The sequence below is a fragment of the Citrobacter sp. BIDMC107 genome, from assembly GCF_001037575.1.
GTDB lineage: Bacteria > Pseudomonadota > Gammaproteobacteria > Enterobacterales > Enterobacteriaceae > Citrobacter > Citrobacter freundii.
Window position 1 is genome coordinate 158,115 of sequence record NZ_KQ089849.1, and the last position, 15,419, is coordinate 173,533.

The 15,419-nt window shown below is 49.2% G+C and carries 15 protein-coding genes; 4 read left to right on the forward strand and 11 right to left on the reverse strand.

Annotated elements, in window-relative coordinates; all coding sequences use genetic code 11:
- Window positions 1-51: 51 nt before the first annotated feature.
- The 10 genes from dhaM to SK39_RS21700 form a co-directional block, all read right to left on the reverse strand.
- Window positions 52-1,482: a dihydroxyacetone kinase phosphoryl donor subunit DhaM gene (dhaM, locus tag SK39_RS21655; RefSeq protein WP_048217485.1), complete on the reverse strand. Its 1,431-nt coding sequence runs from the start codon at window positions 1,480-1,482 to the stop codon at window positions 52-54.
- A 10-nt stretch (window positions 1,483-1,492) separates the two neighbouring features.
- A complete protein-coding gene (gene dhaL, locus SK39_RS21660) occupies window positions 1,493-2,125 on the reverse strand; it encodes a dihydroxyacetone kinase subunit DhaL (protein ID WP_003020881.1) in 633 nt (210 codons plus the stop codon).
- 11 nt (window positions 2,126-2,136) lie between these two features.
- Window positions 2,137-3,207: a dihydroxyacetone kinase subunit DhaK gene (dhaK, locus tag SK39_RS21665; RefSeq protein ID WP_048217486.1), complete on the reverse strand. Its 1,071-nt coding sequence runs from the start codon at window positions 3,205-3,207 to the stop codon at window positions 2,137-2,139.
- Between the two features lie 325 nt (window positions 3,208-3,532).
- Window positions 3,533-4,807 (reverse strand): Glu/Leu/Phe/Val family dehydrogenase, encoded by a 1,275-nt coding sequence (locus SK39_RS21670; protein WP_003841543.1) that lies wholly within the window; start codon window positions 4,805-4,807, stop codon window positions 3,533-3,535.
- 321 nt (window positions 4,808-5,128) lie between these two features.
- A complete protein-coding gene (locus SK39_RS21675; RefSeq protein ID WP_032935427.1) occupies window positions 5,129-6,097 on the reverse strand; it encodes a Csu type fimbrial protein in 969 nt (322 codons plus the stop codon).
- A gap of 13 nt (window positions 6,098-6,110) precedes the next feature.
- The gene (locus tag SK39_RS21680) at window positions 6,111-8,396 is read right to left on the reverse strand and encodes a fimbria/pilus outer membrane usher protein (protein WP_032935429.1); all 2,286 of its coding nucleotides are present in this window, start codon (window positions 8,394-8,396) and stop codon (window positions 6,111-6,113) included.
- A 55-nt stretch (window positions 8,397-8,451) separates the two neighbouring features.
- Complete coding sequence (locus SK39_RS21685) at window positions 8,452-9,174, reverse strand: fimbrial biogenesis chaperone (protein WP_003020869.1); 723 nt, start codon at window positions 9,172-9,174, stop codon at window positions 8,452-8,454.
- 14 nt (window positions 9,175-9,188) lie between these two features.
- Window positions 9,189-9,719 carry a Csu type fimbrial protein gene (locus SK39_RS21690; RefSeq protein ID WP_003020867.1) on the reverse strand — a complete coding sequence of 177 codons (531 nt, stop codon included), beginning with the start codon at window positions 9,717-9,719 and terminating at the stop codon, window positions 9,189-9,191.
- Window positions 9,720-10,028: 309 nt separating this feature from the next.
- Window positions 10,029-10,760, reverse strand: coding sequence for a MerR family transcriptional regulator (locus SK39_RS21695; RefSeq protein WP_003020862.1), 732 nt, complete (start codon window positions 10,758-10,760; stop codon window positions 10,029-10,031).
- 203 nt (window positions 10,761-10,963) lie between these two features.
- A complete protein-coding gene (locus tag SK39_RS21700) occupies window positions 10,964-12,193 on the reverse strand; it encodes a diguanylate phosphodiesterase (protein ID WP_032935432.1) in 1,230 nt (409 codons plus the stop codon).
- Between the two features lie 317 nt (window positions 12,194-12,510).
- On the opposite strand from SK39_RS21700, the gene ycgZ reads away from it, so the two are divergent.
- From ycgZ to SK39_RS21720, 4 genes are all read left to right on the forward strand, one after another.
- Complete coding sequence (gene ycgZ / locus SK39_RS21705) at window positions 12,511-12,747, forward strand: regulatory protein YcgZ (RefSeq protein WP_003020856.1); 237 nt, start codon at window positions 12,511-12,513, stop codon at window positions 12,745-12,747.
- A gap of 41 nt (window positions 12,748-12,788) precedes the next feature.
- On the forward strand, window positions 12,789-13,061 hold the full coding sequence (locus SK39_RS21710) for a hypothetical protein (protein WP_003844030.1): 273 nt from the start codon (window positions 12,789-12,791) through the stop codon (window positions 13,059-13,061).
- 34 nt (window positions 13,062-13,095) lie between these two features.
- The gene (locus tag SK39_RS21715) at window positions 13,096-13,362 is read left to right on the forward strand and encodes a biofilm development regulator YmgB/AriR family protein (RefSeq protein WP_003020849.1); all 267 of its coding nucleotides are present in this window, start codon (window positions 13,096-13,098) and stop codon (window positions 13,360-13,362) included.
- Window positions 13,363-13,494: 132 nt separating this feature from the next.
- Complete coding sequence (locus SK39_RS21720; protein WP_032935433.1) at window positions 13,495-14,046, forward strand: LuxR C-terminal-related transcriptional regulator; 552 nt, start codon at window positions 13,495-13,497, stop codon at window positions 14,044-14,046.
- A gap of 78 nt (window positions 14,047-14,124) precedes the next feature.
- Here the strand turns inward: SK39_RS21720 and SK39_RS21725 are convergent, their stop codons facing one another.
- Window positions 14,125-15,384, reverse strand: a complete 1,260-nt coding sequence (locus SK39_RS21725) for an MFS transporter (RefSeq protein WP_016150363.1) — start codon at window positions 15,382-15,384, stop codon at window positions 14,125-14,127.
- Between the last annotated feature and the right edge of the window lie 35 nt (window positions 15,385-15,419).

Genomic DNA, 15,419 nt, shown 5'->3' on the forward strand with positions numbered 1-15,419 from the left:
ACGCGAATAGAGAAGAAGCACACCCTTTGTCGGAAAGGGTGTGCTTCGGTATCAGTTTGCGCGGGTTATCCGCTGTGCGACACAGTCAATGGTCAGAGTATCGCCCATCTTGATGCTATCGAGAGCAGCGCCTTGCTGACACATCCAGCACAGACCCATTTCACGAGCGATAATCGCCGGATGAGAGGCTTCGCTGCCGTCCCGCAGGCAGATACCTTTGATGGTCTTCGGATCGAGTTGCAGTACCGTAGACGGATAAATGACATCAGCGACCAGGATAGTGGGGCGCAAGAACGCGGGAATTTGTGCGCTCTCTCCCGTCAAATGTTGCAGTGAACGAGACAGCAAATCTTCAATATCAATGTATCGCGCCTGCAGATAAGGATCATCGAGCTGTAAATACTGCTGGCTGAGATCGCTCAGCACCTGATGCCAGGCCCAGGCGGCGCTGCATTGTTTTTCACGCATTACATCGCAGGCCATTTCAAACAGTTCAGGATCGTCCAACAGCGTGTGGTGACCGGAAAAGATGGCGGCGATATCTGCGGAATATCGTTCTTCAGCAAGAGCGGTGAGTTTGCTCAGATCGTTCAGCGTACTTTGGATGGCGGTCTGTAATCGCTGCTGCTCAGCCTGCAGTGATGCGGCGGACTGCGGGTTTACCTTTGGCGAGAACGGCGTGTGACAAAATGCCGTCCCCGTGACTTTTGAGGGAGCCAGAGTTGCCTTGTTATCAGTATGCGCGGGCTCGAGCGATTCACCAAAATTCTCTGCCGCCAACTGTTTAAATGCGGCCAGCGCATCCTCTGCCTGTTCGCCCTTAGCAATCAGGCGTAGCGTGTCATTACAGCGTACCTGCAGCAGGGCTATTTGATTCAGGCTATCAGGGACCACACACTTGCCGTTTTTCTCCAGCCACATGTCGGCGTTAAAACCAGACAACGCAGAAACCAGCCGCGAAGCCGGGCGGACGTGGATGCCGTTAGGGTTTTTCACCACAATGGCAACAGAACGGGCATCAGCGTCGGGAGACAGTTCTGCGGATGCGGGTTTCGCTGCGGATGGCGAAAGTAAACCCAGTTGTTCACATTTGGCGTCGAGGGCGTTCATGGCATCACGGATGACCCGATCGATATCAGCACCTGCGGCGGCGCTAACCGTCGCGGCCAGTGTGCCTTCAACCAGTGGTGCTGCGCACAAACGCACTTTGGCGGCAATGTTAGGGTCGAGCAGTTCCAGCGCGGTTTCCGCACTCAGTAATGCACTACCGATATCCATCATCACCAGCACGTGGTCCGTATCGGCCACGGACTCGATGGCTTCCATCACCTTAATCGGATCGGTGCCAATCGGATTCTCAGGATCGTCAATGCCTGCGGCAATGGCTATTTTGCAACCATCACCCATTAACATCTGCCGGGCCAGCACGCCGACGCCTTCGCCCAGTTGGGCGCTGTGAGAAACAATAACCAGGTTTACCATCGCTTTATCCTTACTCTCTGGACGCCTGAGCCAGCATTTGCATCATAAACATGACCGACGTTGCGCCGGGATCCTGATGCCCAATGCTGCGCTCACCTAGATAGCTGGCGCGGCCTTTGCGAGCCTGCATGGTGATGGTGCTTTGCGCTGCGACTTCCGCTTGTTGGCTTGCCGCTTCCAGAGCCGCCTGGACGCTCAGCTTCTGTTCGCATGACTGGCGTAAAGACTCCACTACCGGCAGCCAGACATCGCACATGGTTTTATCGCCAGGTTCAGCCTTACCGCGGCTAATCACACCTTCTGCGCCATCACGAATCATTTGATACAGCTCTTCAAGCGTCAGGCTTTGATGAGCCTGAGTCACCTGGGCGGCGCGGATAAAAAACGTGCCAAACAGCGGTCCACTGGCCCCGCCGACGCTTGAGAGCAGCACCATACCGGTGTTTTTCAAAATAAAGCCGATGTCTTTGTCCGCGATGGACGGCAGCTTTTCAACGACTTTGCTGAAACCACGATGCATGTTCAGACCGTGGTCGGCATCGCCGATCTCCCGGTCAAGTCCGGTGAGAAAATCACTTTCAGTGGTGAATATTTCACCGCAGCGATAGAGCCAGTTAACAATCTGTGTTCTGTTGAGGGACATCATTAATCTCCTTATTTACCCCAGTTGAGGGCAGGGGTGTGAACCGGTGCATCCCATAAGTTCAGCGTTTCGTCATCCACCTGTAACAGGGTGATGGAGAAGCCGGTCATATCCAGAGAGGTACAGTAAGAACCGATCAGGTTGCGCTCAATGACGATGCCTGCATCCTGGCAACGGCTTTCGAGGCGGTTATACACGCCGAAGAGTTCAGACAACGGCGTCGCACCGAGATTATTGACCAGCGCAATAACCCGATCGCCACTTTGTAACGCACGCTTGCTTTCTTTACCTTCATGCCACGCGCCCTGGACGTTGTCCCAGTGGCGGAGCGTACGGCTGTAGTTACCGTTTTCCAGCAGGGTATCGAACATTCCATCAACGGTCTGATCGAGAGAGGTGAAGGTGCGGCGGTCAATGCCCGGTTCCCCGTGGATACCTACGCCAAACTCCATCTCGTTATCCTGTAACGTGAACGACGGTTGTCCGGCTGCCGGAACGGTACAGGCGCCAATGGCTATGCCAATGGAGTGGCCCTGGTTATTCAGCTTACGACCCAGAGCCGCACAGGCTTCCAGCGAGTCACCGCGTTCGGCGGCCGCGCCGACCAGTTTTTCGATCAATACGGTATTAGCCACACCACGACGTCCGGCGGTATACAAACTGTCTTTCACCGCCACATCGTCATCCACCACCATGGTGGTGACTTTGACGCCGCTTTCGTGCAGCAGCTCGGTAGCGGTTTCGAAATTAAGAATGTCGCCGGTGTAATTTTTGATTATCAGCAGCACGCCTTCGCCGCCATCAATTTGCATGGCGCATTCGAACATTTTATCCGGCGTGGGGGAGGTAAAAATCTCACCCGGGCAGGCGCCGGAGAGCATGCCCTGACCAATGTAGCCGCAATGCATAGGCTCGTGCCCGCTGCCGCCGCCGGAAAGCAGCGCCACTTTGCCCATCACCGGTGCATCTGCGCGGGTGACATACACTGGGTCCTGATGCAGTGCAAGGGAAGGATACGCTTTCGCCAGTCCGGCGAGTTGTTCATTCAGTACGTCTTCAACACGGTTGATCAATTTTTTCATTATTTATGCTCCGCAGACAGTCCTGGATGGCTGCCAAATTCGGGCAGGCATCTGATGTAGGGTATCGGTTTGTACAACGCTACGGCGACCGCTCGCTGCCGATAAGGTAATTTTGCACACGGGTTTGCAAAAGAAAATTGCTGTGAAGAGCGTTTCAATACGAAACATAGCAGCATAATAATGTTCCGTATTGGAACGTCATGGTGCATAAAACAGCGAAAGTGAGAGGTCGGGCGGTATTTGTGCGGAAAGTTTTTGAACGAGTTTTTATGGAAAACAAACCACCTGCAGAACAGGTGGTTTGTAGGCATGGTCGATTTCGGCGTTAACCCGGATAAATTCCGCGATCTTTTCGTGCCAGCAGAATGCGTTCGCAGGCAACGATGTAGGCTGCGGTACGCAGGGAGCAGGATTTCTCAGCTGCTTTTTCCCAAACATGCACCATCGCATCAGTCATAATTTTGTCCATGCGATTGTTGATCTCTTCTTCACTCCAGAAGAAGCTTGCCATATCCTGAACCCATTCGAAGTAGCTGACGGTCACGCCGCCGGCGTTACAGACCACGTCAGGCACAACCACGATACCACGGCTTGCCAGCACATCATCGGCATCCGGATAGGTTGGGCCGTTAGCGCCTTCAAGTACCAGTTTACAGGTCAAGGTTTCCGCACGGTGACGGGTGATCTGACCCTCGAGCGCGGCAGGAATAAGAATATCCATATCCAGGCTCCAGAAGGCCTCGCTGGCGATGGTTTCAGCGCCCGGGAAACCGGCAATCTGTTTGTGCTCTAACTGCCAGGCAGACAACGCGGTCATGTCGATACCTGTGGAGTTAAACAGCGTAGCGGTGTGATCCTGAATCGCGACTACGCGTGCACCAGCTGCCGCGAACAGTCGGGCGGCTTCGCTGCCGACATTACCAAAACCTTGCACTGCAACGCGAGCACCTTCAACTTCGATGTTGGCACGGCGCGCGACTTCCAGACCGCTGACGAAAACGCCGCGACCGGTGGCTTTATCACGACCTAATGAACCGCCAAGGTGAATAGGTTTACCGGTGACCACGCTGGTCACGGTGGTGCCGTGGTTCATGGAGTAGGTATCCATCATCCAGGCCATGACTTTTCCGTTAGTACCTACATCCGGCGCAGGAATGTCTTTCTGCGGCCCAATGATAATGCCGATTTCGCTGGTATAACGACGAGTTAAACGCTCCAGTTCGCCTTCAGACAGCGAGAACGGATCGACGCGCACTCCACCTTTGGCACCGCCGTACGGCAGGTTCAACGCTGCGCATTTGATGGTCATCCATGCGGACAGGGCCATCACTTCATTAAGATCAACATCAGGATGATAACGCACACCGCCTTTGCCCGGCCCGCGGGAGAGGTTATGTTGCACGCGATACCCTTCAAAATGACGGATAGTGCCGTCATCCATCTGCACCGGGATATCGACAATCAGCGCGCGTTTTGGGTGGCGCAGGGTATCCACCCAATGGGAAAGTTCGCCCAGGTAAGGGGCCACACGCTCGATTTGTTGCAGGTAGGTATTCCAGGCAGATGTGCTGCTATCTGAAGCGTAAGATAACTTATCCATGATAAACCTTAGTTATAAAAGTAATATGTTCTTAATTTGGCCGTGGTATACAGTGAATCTCACCATATAAACCTAAATTTAACATTTTTTTCATAGAAGGGCCTGCCCGACCAGCACGAATTATCGCCATGATTAGTATGGGCTTTAACTTGCGATTGAATAGTTATTCTTTGTCTTTGCTTGTATTTGGGTTGTTTTGCAGGGTGCGTAATTTAATATGCAGAATATATAAAAATCGTAATTTGTTAGATTTATGACGCACCTCTAAAAGTAAATAATTTGATAACAAAATGTATTTGCTTTATTGCGGTTAAGCTGAGGTCAGTAGGTTACGGCGATGGTAACGGTATCGGCATAGTTGTCTGGCGTGTAGTTCGCGCTGGGGACGGTGGCGTAAACCGGGTAGGTAGTCGTTGTCCCCGTACCGTTGCCCGCGACGGTATTGAGCGATGTATTGCCCCAGACCGTACCGGAAGGACCTGGCGTCGAACTAAGCTGGTAGGGGACTTTATCCGTATTTGACCCTGTGCCCGCCATCACGCCGGTGCCTGCCGTATTACCGTTGGAGGGCTGAAGCCCGATGGTGTAAGGCGTGTTATTGGAACATGCTACGCCCACGGTATTTGAAGCCGTAAGGTTACGCCCGGTCGCCCTGGCTGGCGCAAAGCTAATATCGGTTGCAGAGGTGATATTGCACTGTTTGCTTACGGTCGCCGATACGGTGAAAGGCAGCCTGGCGGCAACCGTATCGCCACAGGTTGTTGGCGGGAAAAGCAATCCGGGATTGAGAGTGACAAGGGCTGTGGCCGTCGTATAGCTATCCTGATAATTTCCGGGGACGGCTGCGGTTTGTGGCGTGACGATCTGCGCCGATACCGTGAGTGAACCCGTCACTGGCGTCAGATTCAGCAGGTTAAGCTGTACCATGGGAAAAGTGGTTCCCGACTGATACTGGCTGCCCCAGACTTTGGTGCGCCCGCTATCCTGGTAAAGCTGGTATGCCAGCGTTCTGGCAGGCGTTCCGCTTAATGACATATTTCGCGGTGTCACCTGGCCACTGACGGCCGAGGCGCCAATATTAAAACAGAGATTGATCCCTGCCAGCGCGTCACCAAGCTCTTTGGTGCAGGTGTAACTGAACGTCATTGATGACGTTGCGCCTGTCGCAGACAGTGGATTGACCGAACCTAAATTTATGGGTTGCACATTGCTCACCGAACAGGTTACCGCATGGCTAATTGCCGGACAAAAAAGTACGGCAGCGATGAGTAGCAGATGTCTTAACCTCATGAGCGCACTCCTGTTAGTGTGGGCGACAAACCAGCGGGCCTATTTGTACAATCCCCTTTGCTGACACAGGATAGTCAAATTGCACGCGACAACTACCGGTGTCCGTCTCAACGCGCAGCGTGTTGTGCTGCTCCAGTGTGTCGAACCAGGTCATCCCATCAAAGCCAACGACAGACGACTGTCCTTTTCCGCTGATGGCGTAAGCCATGCTGCCTTCAGGAATTGGCTTACCCTGATTGTCGACGAGGATAACCTGCGCAGCACGTACGGGGGTGATGCCAAAACTAACCAAAGTGCCGGAACGATCGGCAGGCGTGGCATTCGTCTCAACGCGTGCGATCCGCATATTGGTGGGGAGATCCATCGGGTCAATACTGATCAGGTTTTTTTGATAACTGTTGAGCGGCGTGACCAGCAGTAGTCCCTGGTCATCGCTGCGACCAATCAGGTTATTTTGCAGTTTGACTGGAACATCAGGCACGCCGTCAGTTGAGACGACGGCAAAACCATTGTTGATTTCCCTTGCTGCAAACAAGCCGCCTCCCATGGTCACCAGCGATCCGGTTGCGCCTGCGTAGCCGTAATGGTTATCTGGTAAACGGCTGAATCCCGCGTACGCTTTACCATAACGCCCCAGATATCCTACTTCTCCCTGGCCACTTTGTCGGGAAGCCTGCTGACTGGCGGCCAGATTCCAGCCCCAACCGCCGTCGGCAGGCGGCGTCTTGCTGGCGTTGAGCTGATAGCCGGTTTCATCGTTGGTGCGTTGTAGCGTGCTGCTGGCGCTCAGATTGTTATCAGTGGTAATCGTTACCATCAGATAGATACTGCGATCGCGGTTATCGTCAATGTTCTGGTTGAGTCCGGCATTCAGTGAGATGCTGTCTGTAACGGATTTGAACCAGCTGGCGTTGGCGTAGCGCACCGCATTTTCGTGTGGATAACGAAACTGCAGATAACTCAGGCTGACATTTCCGGCAGATTCCAGCGAATAGCCAATGACCGTGTTGCTGTTAAGCGTTGGGGGCGGCTCACCATAATGGGTGGCGACATCGCGGTAATCGCCAGAAGTTGCCGTGGTACTGGTACTGAAATTAAACCGTTCGCCGGACCAACGATAACCAAAGCTATACAGAAATCCGTTCTGCCCTGAATCGCTACTTGCGGCAAGTGATGTCGAAAATGTGCCGCTGCGGGTTCCCGGGATCCAGTCGTTACTGAAGCCTGCGTTAATTAGTCCATCGCTGGTTTCTGCGTGAGCCCCGGCGGTCAACGTATTGCTAAACCCGCGACGCCACGTAGCGCTCAATACCGGTGCGCTGGCATAGTCAAAAGAGGAATAACCATAATTTTCGCGTACCGTGCCCAATTCTGCCGACCAGGCGGTTAATCCTTCCCGCAGGAGTTGTTGATCGTTGTAGAACGAGAAATTTTGTACGCTCGTTCTGCCCAGCGCGTCTGTCATCATCACCTGACCCGTTCCCGCGCCGCTGATGTTAGGCATGGTGTTGATCTGAAAACTACCTGCGGGGACTTCTCCGTTGTAGTACCTGACACCGTCCACGTACAGCTCAACGTTTGATGGCAACGTCGCGGATCCCAGATATGCAGGGAGCGGGGTGGTTGGCATATAGGGCTGTAAACCAAAATCGGTGCCTATCTGAATGCCGCCGATACGCGTTGGTCGGGACCAGATGAGTGAGCTTGTCAGGGTATCGCCAACGGTTAACGCCAACATCGTATCAGGAAATGAGGTACGCCAGCTGGTATCAAGGCGCTCAAAGCTGTTATCGGCGTATCCCTCGGTGGAGTACTGCGTCAACTGGGTGGTGCTGAGCACGCCGGCAGCATTGAAGGCGCGAAGTTCACTGAAGGTATTTATTACGCTCTCATCCCCCTGCTGGGTATAGATATCATAATTGAGCAGCGCTCCGCGTGATGTTGTCGCCGTTGGCGCGGTTTCGGTAGGCGAGTTAAGCTGCGTGGTGGCAAGATCGAGTGAACTAAGTGGCGCAGTAAGCGAGAGCGTTTGCAACTGAACGTTGTAGTCAATGGTTAACTGGGGGATATCGTTCAGGCAGACGGCGTTAGTGGCGTCTGGAGCAAAGCGAAAGCCCATTTTACTCAGGGTATTAGCTCCCGCATAAAGCTTTCCATTATCGTAGCCAAAATGTACCAGCCCAACGGGATTCCCATTTAAGGTGACATCGAGATACAAATCGACTCCCGTAATTTGTGAGGTGCTATTAATAACACCATTCTCACTCTGGTTATTATTCAGCGTTTGTGCGCAAACCATTCCCGATATTAATACTCCATTGAGAAAGCAATATTTCACCAGAAGCCAGAATCTGTTACAGATCTTGTACTGTTTTTTGGCCATTGATTGTGACTTCAATTTTCCCGCCATAATGATTATTACTGGCCGACGGGGAGACTATCCAGCGCATTGTTGAGCCTGGTAAAACGTAGCCTAATAGTCCGGGTGTAATGACTTTTTTAGTACCGTCAGGGCTTATAAATGTTGCAGCAGATAACTGTGCATGCCCATTTCCCTGATTACTGACTTCAATAAATTTTTTGCCATCCAGTTGTTGTAATTTCCATTGCAGTTTTGCCTGCGTTTGTGCCGCTGATGTTGGTTGAATGAAAACGGGAACGGAATAATGCAGCACAAACTGAAGCTTATTTTTTTCTACTTTTGCAGGAGGTAACTCATCTATCGACAAACGATAAGCGTCTTCGGCATGTGCCGAGGGAGGGCTTGTGCGAATAACTCGAATCAACTGACGTTCTCCAGGGGCTAATGCCAACATCGGCGGGCTTATCACCAGCCCCTGAGAGGGGGAAAGTTTGTTGTCATAAGCACTTTGACTCCAGCGAAAAACCCGAACCTGGGCATTGAGCACATTTTCACCCGCGTTACTCAACCAGATACCATCGGCATTTTGCGTCGCTTGCAACGTTAACGTGACCGGGGCTATTTGCAGCCCACTGGCAGTGGCAAGGTTGGCGCTCGCAACCATCCCTAGCAGGCATGCGCAGGCACACTGCTTAACAGGCAGTTTTACTCTCATATAGCTTCCTGAAGTTAGTAGTTAACGTTAACCGTTACCGTGTCGGCATAGTCGTCAGGAGTGAAGTTGGCGCTCGGTGCGGTGGCATAAACAGTAAAAGTTTGCACCAGACCGGTCCCTGTCGCTGCTACGCCATTCCCAGGTGCGGTGTCGGTGGCGGTATTTCCCCATACCGGACCTGTTGCTGACGTGCGATTTAGCTGATAGGGCACTTTATCGGTATTGGTAGCAGCGTTAGCCACAGAGGACATGGCGCCCGAGCCCGTCGTCGTCCCTCCATTAGCGGCCGACGGCGCCAGCCCGATAAAATAGGGCGTGGTTTTTGAGCAATTAATTGAAATAGTGTTGCTTGCACTGGTATTTGTCGCCGTGGTATTCACCGGACCAAGTGTGATATTTGAAGCCGAACCCGCTGTCACGGTACAGGCCTTTTGAATCGTCATCAGCACCTGAAATGTTCCGTTAACGGTTGCTGCATTTGCCACAGAGATAATGGAAAAGGCGCAGCAACAAAGAATTAAGCGTTTGTCTAAGACTAGAGCCATATCCTTTACCTTTTTCAAATAACCACATTTATTACTTTAGAAAAACAATAATGTGGCACAAGAAGACATAATTTAACCCTAGAATAAGTATTAGGTGTACGCCAGTTGATCTAATGAATTTTACTTAGGAAAAAGGTGATGTCGTCGACAAAAAAATAATACCAACGGGTGAGTATCTTGTTTTATTTTTATGCTATAGCGGGTGTTAAGTCAGGAGAGTAGGGGGCAACATATTCCTTGGATGGTACTCAAAATAACCACCCAAAAAATGAGAGTTGTATGATTTATCTTACACGTATTACGTAATGGCTACGGGCTGTGGAAAATGACCTTATAACCTTGCTCATTCCAGTGTTGTAGCAGTTCATTTTGTCTGCGGGTTGGCGCGATACCGGTCCAGACAAAAAGCGTTTGCCCAGGGAAAAGTTCAGGTCTTGGCGATTCAATGGGTTCAGCCAGAACGGCAATATGCCAACCAGATTGCGATAAACGCCAGGCTTCGAGCCACAGACGGGTTCTGTCTTCAACATCCCAGGCCATCAGCAGAGCATCCTTTCCTGACTTGCGCCGCGTTTCAGACAGCAGTGTTGCAACATATTCAATCAATGCGCCATCAAGCATGCTGTTCATTATGCGGGATGTATTATGGTCAAGTATCAGCCGTTGACGTACGGGAAGATAAACGTGATCAATCAGCGCATCTACGGGGTGAACGCGACCGAGTGCGGTAATTTTGGCTCGCAGTTTCGGTGGATGCGCCATGCGAAGAATGCTCATCATCTCTTCTTGTAATTGATTCCAGTCGTCGTCAGCTTGACGGGTACTGGTTTCCAGCAACGCCTTAACTTTGCCAACAGGTATGCCATTGCTAATCCAACGTTTTATTTCTTCAATACGCTGAATATCTTCTTCATCAAAGAGTCGGTGGCCACCTTCACTGCGTTGAGGTTTGAGTAAACCGTAACGTCGTTGCCATGCCCGAAGGGTGACAGGATTTATCCCGCAACGTTCTGCGACATCCCCAATGCTGTAATAAGCCATAGTTCCCCCGGACACTCCTGATTCTCCGTCACCGATATGCGGTTCCTGCTACTTTGTACAACATTCATCAAATTGTACAAAACATATATAAGATTCTAGCAAAATTAAGATTTACTTTACTATCATGCAAGGAGTAAATGCTGTTTTTTTATGTTCAGCATGAGGGCGGTTGTGGTGATTGTTGATTTATAACAATGCGTTAGTTATTTTGACGCTGAGAAATCATTTTTCTCTGGCCATGCAACAGATGGAATACCATTCAGGCAGGCTTGTGCAAAAAGGTTACCCTGGAAGATTTCAATGCCCGCGGATTCAAGCCACATCCACTCTTCGGGTTTTTCAACGCCGACTGCGGAAATCATAATTTCCAGTGACGCGCAGCATTTGATAATTGCCTGAATGATAGCCTGCCGCGGTCCACTTTTATGCACATCCGTGATCAGCTCGCGGCTTATCTTAATTCGGTCGGGTTGAAAACGAGACAGAAGCTGAAGCCCGGCAAAACCTGCCCCAAAATGGTCTATCGCCACACAGATCCCCGCAGCCTTGAGTGACTTCACGGCCTGCGCGAACGTATCAAAGCGAGAAATAACTTCACTTTCGGTAAACTCTACAATGATTTGTTCAGGCACTAGCCCGTGCGCAGCGATTTCGTTTATAAGAAAGCTGACTGCATTGGGTTTGTTTACCAGGGTCATGGGGAGCAGATTGACTGACAGCATTTTGTCGTTAAGTCCCAGCGCGCTTGCCATTGCAAAAGCAGTCTTTTTGCTCTGCAGATCCGCGGTATACAGTTCCTCAGGATTTAAGTTGTCAAAATAAGTTGCGGGCGTTTCACCGTCTCTACCACGAATAAGTGCTTCCAGAGCAATGACGCGTTGCGACATAGGATCGATAATTGGTTGAAAAGCAAAGCTGAAATCGATATCGGATGGGAGTGTGTTTTCATCCAGGAGAGTACAAGAGTTGTCGGCAATAAAACTCCAGCAATCCGGCGCTGGTATTTCAAAATAGCTCGATTTTTCCGTCGCAAGGACAAATGTGCGGAAAAACTGTAACGCCCTGTCATCATAGGTGAGCTGAAATTTTGATGTTCCCTTATTCAGCACAGCTTGCAGAACGTCATTGCGTTCATGTTTTTGTAGATCAAATAACTCCATTCCCACTTTTCCGAATCTTCTCGCAGGAGCGTAATCACACATCAGCTCAACGATATTGTGGTGCCGTGGATCGTTACAAATACAACAATAAATCTCTTTTACCTGCTCCTCAGGGCCTTCAAGCAGTTGGAAAAAGTGGTGACCGTTAAAGAGTAAGATTCCCGTAACATCAGATCGCCTGTTTTTGATATTTGCGGCTGTCACCATATCCTCAAGCGCTTTGATGGGGGCGTCATCACGTAGATGGCTGCGGTAAATAATGGTCGTGAGCATGGACAGTCCGGGAATAAGGGAGAGGAAGATATATGACAGTATCAGACAACCCAGGTTATGTCCTGATTTTAATACATTATTCTAACTTTAATTTCACAATTGAACGGTCTGATTAAGATGAAATTTAGCCATGTTACGACGTGGTTTGTACAGTGATCCTAATGTTTATATCAATCGATATAATTATAACTAATTGATTTATATCATTTAGCACATTTTGGTAAAAACAAATTAATCTTGTTGTACACATTTTTGGTACAACTTTGCTACTGTTATAAAACTTAATATTCACCAGCATTTTGATACAGGAGCATGACATGCAGCAGCATAACGTTCGCACTGATACTGCAAGCGCGATTTCTCGTTACTTTGCAAAGGCGCATCTGCCAACTCAACAGGAAACATTGGGAGAAATCGTCACTGAGATACTCAAAGATGGACGTAATCTGAACCGCAAATCACTTTGCACTAAGCTTTTGTGTCGTCTTGAAAAAGCATCAGGGGAGAAAGAACAAAAACATTACAATGCGTTAATTGGTCTGCTCTTTGAATAAAATAAACCCCTTATATGATAGGGGTAAGTAGTGAAGGCGTTATGAAGAAAACTGATAGTGAACGCTTGAAACATGAAATTACAGGTTTGGCTGTGCTAGAAATTCTGCGAATGCATAGAGACGTTTCGTTAGCTGCAGTGATTAAGCAATTGCGACTTATGCAGGCCAGTGAAATAGATGGCACACGCAAGCAATTAATTGACAGCGTTATCAATGATTTTACAAACATTAATCCGGAGAAAATAAGCAGAAAACCGGATAAAACCAGAGATGAGAGTGCATTCAGTGCCAGCAAAAACCCTAAATTACATTAAAGATAATCTTCCAGACTATACAAGCGAGGTTACCATGCTCCATGAAATTAATGTCCACAACGTAATGACGGATAAAGCTTTATCAAGTTACTTCCATAATGCAGGTGAGCTATTAGCAGATGAGTCTGTGGTATTGGGGCAGGCGGTAACAAATGTAATTCTGGCAGGTGATAATGTTAATAATAAAAACATCATTTTAAGCCTGATTGGTTCTCTGGAGTCAACTGTTGACGTTGTCCAGGCAGATGTTATCAGAAAAACCCTGGAAATAGTGTTGCGCTACACAGCTGACGACGTTTAATAAGTCTTCATATTAACAAAATATGTACAGTACCCTTGTTATATGCTGAAAGCCCTTATGCTAAGCATTTTTTGAATTAAGACTATACATAGCACCCCTCTAAATCAATTATGATTTTTCATTGAGGCCATAATGATGAACATCGTTCAGGAACATACTCTAAACGCAGAGTTATGGATTGATGATATTTTTGTCAGGCAAGGGTTAATGAATATTCTTGCAGATATCATTTTTGAAGATGACAATGCGCGACTTGTATTCTTTACCGCGAATCACTTTGAGGCGGTAAAAAAGCAAAATTACAATCTGAAAACGCATCGTCTGGTATTGCTGATTGATGGTCATTTGTATCAGTATCTTAATGATGTTTCGCTTTACAGACTACCAGTAGATATCGGAGTTGCCTCAATCAAACAATTTATTATTGATATTACTCGTGCTGGTGGTAATCACGAGAATCAATCTGATTCAAATATCTCATTAACCGCGAGAGATAAATATATTTTAACGCAGTTAGGAGAAGGTCGAACTATTTTTGAGATATCCGCATTGTTAAATCTACACTTAAAAACGATTTACCAGGCCCGGCAGAATCTGATCAAGAAGCTTGGTTGTTCTGGGCTGATTGATTTTCAGGGAATACTGCGAGCGCAAATATTCCGCAACTGGCTGGAACATGCCTGAGTAAATCGACAGTTCGAACTTACTGTTGAGGGGGTACGACAGGGCTAATGGCCCTGTCGCGATATTAATAAAACTTCGCTACTCAGTCACCAGTTCATTGATACCCTTCTGCTGATGATGCTTTTTACTCAGCGAGAAGTAGCCAAATATTAGTGTTATTACCACGATGCTCGCCATAATCAGGAAGATTTCCTGATAGCCCACTTTATCAAACAACTTACCGACAGGCAGTGACAGCACGATGATGCCAATGGAACTGGCGATATTGAAGCCAATAAGATATATCGTTGACGACAGGCGCTTATCAAAATTCGCTACGCTGAATTTAAACACTGAAATAACAAACAGTGGGACCTCCAGCGCATGGAGCATTTTAATCAAAGAGATAATATATATATCGGTGAACAGTGCTGACCCCAGGATTCGACAGGTCATGATTGTTCCACCCAGCAGCAATGCGGATTTAGGCCCGATGCGGTTAATCAGGAACGGAACCAGCGCCATACCGACGGCCTCCATAAAGACTTGTACCGAGTTGAGGTAGCCGTATACGCGTGGTGCCAGTTCGGGATCGTCAAATAAGCTGGCGTAAAACACCGGGAACATCTGCTGATCGTAGATGCTATAGAACGACCAGGTGCCGACGACAAAGATAACGAAAAACCAGAACTGCGAATCTTTAAAGATGGTGAGAAAATCCTTTCGGGTCAGCGCGTCTGGCTCGGGCGAACGTGTATCCGTGGATGCCGGGGCCGGTGCGTCGGTTTTGAACACCACGTTAATCACCAGGAATAACACCCCCATGACCGACACGCACCAGAAGTTAATGTGTGGGTTGATGCTGAAGAAGATACCGCCAACAAAAGTCCCTGCGGCGTAGCCAAGCGATCCCCAGAAACGAGCAGTGCCGAATTCAAAGTTGAATTTACGGCTCACTTTCTCGACGAAGCTTTCCACCAGACCGCAACCGGCGAGATAGCCAAGGCCAAAGAAAATGGCGCCTAGCACCATGCCAAGCTTGAAGTTGGAGACCAGCAGCGGTTCATAAACATAAATCAGGAACGGACCGCTGAGCGTGATGACAGTCCCCATCATCCAGATAAGGGGTTTGCGGGTACCGAGCTTATCCTGCAGAAAACCGTAGCCCAGCATAAACAGCATGCTGAAAAACTGGTTTACGGCATACAGCATTCCCAGCTCCGTTCCGGACAGGCCAAGTTTATTTTTTAGCCATATTGCATAAAAAGACCACCACAACGACCAGGCGGCAAAGAAAAAGAGCAGATACCCGGATGAGTATCGATATTTATCATTACTGAACGGCATATTTATCTTCATGATTTTTCCAATCCAGATCAGGTCATTGTAAGGTC

Bases quoted from the DNA above. Each gene is read 5' to 3' on its own strand.
- SK39_RS21710 (WP_003844030.1), top strand. From the start codon at position 12,789: ATGAAGAAAACTGATAGTGAACGCTTGAAACATGAAATTACAGGTTTG.
- dhaK (WP_048217486.1), bottom strand. From the start codon at position 3,207: ATGAAAAAATTGATCAACCGTGTTGAAGACGTACTGAATGAACAACTC.
- SK39_RS21695 (WP_003020862.1), bottom strand. From the start codon at position 10,760: ATGGCTTATTACAGCATTGGGGATGTCGCAGAACGTTGCGGGATAAAT.
- SK39_RS21680 (WP_032935429.1), bottom strand. From the start codon at position 8,396: ATGGTTTGCGCACAAACGCTGAATAATAACCAGAGTGAGAATGGTGTT.
- dhaL (WP_003020881.1), bottom strand. From the start codon at position 2,125: ATGTCCCTCAACAGAACACAGATTGTTAACTGGCTCTATCGCTGCGGT.
- ycgZ (WP_003020856.1), top strand. From the start codon at position 12,511: ATGCAGCAGCATAACGTTCGCACTGATACTGCAAGCGCGATTTCTCGT.
- SK39_RS21685 (WP_003020869.1), bottom strand. From the start codon at position 9,174: ATGAGAGTAAAACTGCCTGTTAAGCAGTGTGCCTGCGCATGCCTGCTA.
- SK39_RS21715 (WP_003020849.1), top strand. From the start codon at position 13,096: ATGCTCCATGAAATTAATGTCCACAACGTAATGACGGATAAAGCTTTA.
- SK39_RS21670 (WP_003841543.1), bottom strand. From the start codon at position 4,807: ATGGATAAGTTATCTTACGCTTCAGATAGCAGCACATCTGCCTGGAAT.
- SK39_RS21700 (WP_032935432.1), bottom strand. From the start codon at position 12,193: ATGCTCACGACCATTATTTACCGCAGCCATCTACGTGATGACGCCCCC.
- SK39_RS21675 (WP_032935427.1), bottom strand. From the start codon at position 6,097: ATGAGGTTAAGACATCTGCTACTCATCGCTGCCGTACTTTTTTGTCCG.
- SK39_RS21690 (WP_003020867.1), bottom strand. From the start codon at position 9,719: ATGGCTCTAGTCTTAGACAAACGCTTAATTCTTTGTTGCTGCGCCTTT.
- dhaM (WP_048217485.1), bottom strand. From the start codon at position 1,482: ATGGTAAACCTGGTTATTGTTTCTCACAGCGCCCAACTGGGCGAAGGC.
- SK39_RS21725 (WP_016150363.1), bottom strand. From the start codon at position 15,384: ATGAAGATAAATATGCCGTTCAGTAATGATAAATATCGATACTCATCC.
- SK39_RS21720 (WP_032935433.1), top strand. From the start codon at position 13,495: ATGATGAACATCGTTCAGGAACATACTCTAAACGCAGAGTTATGGATT.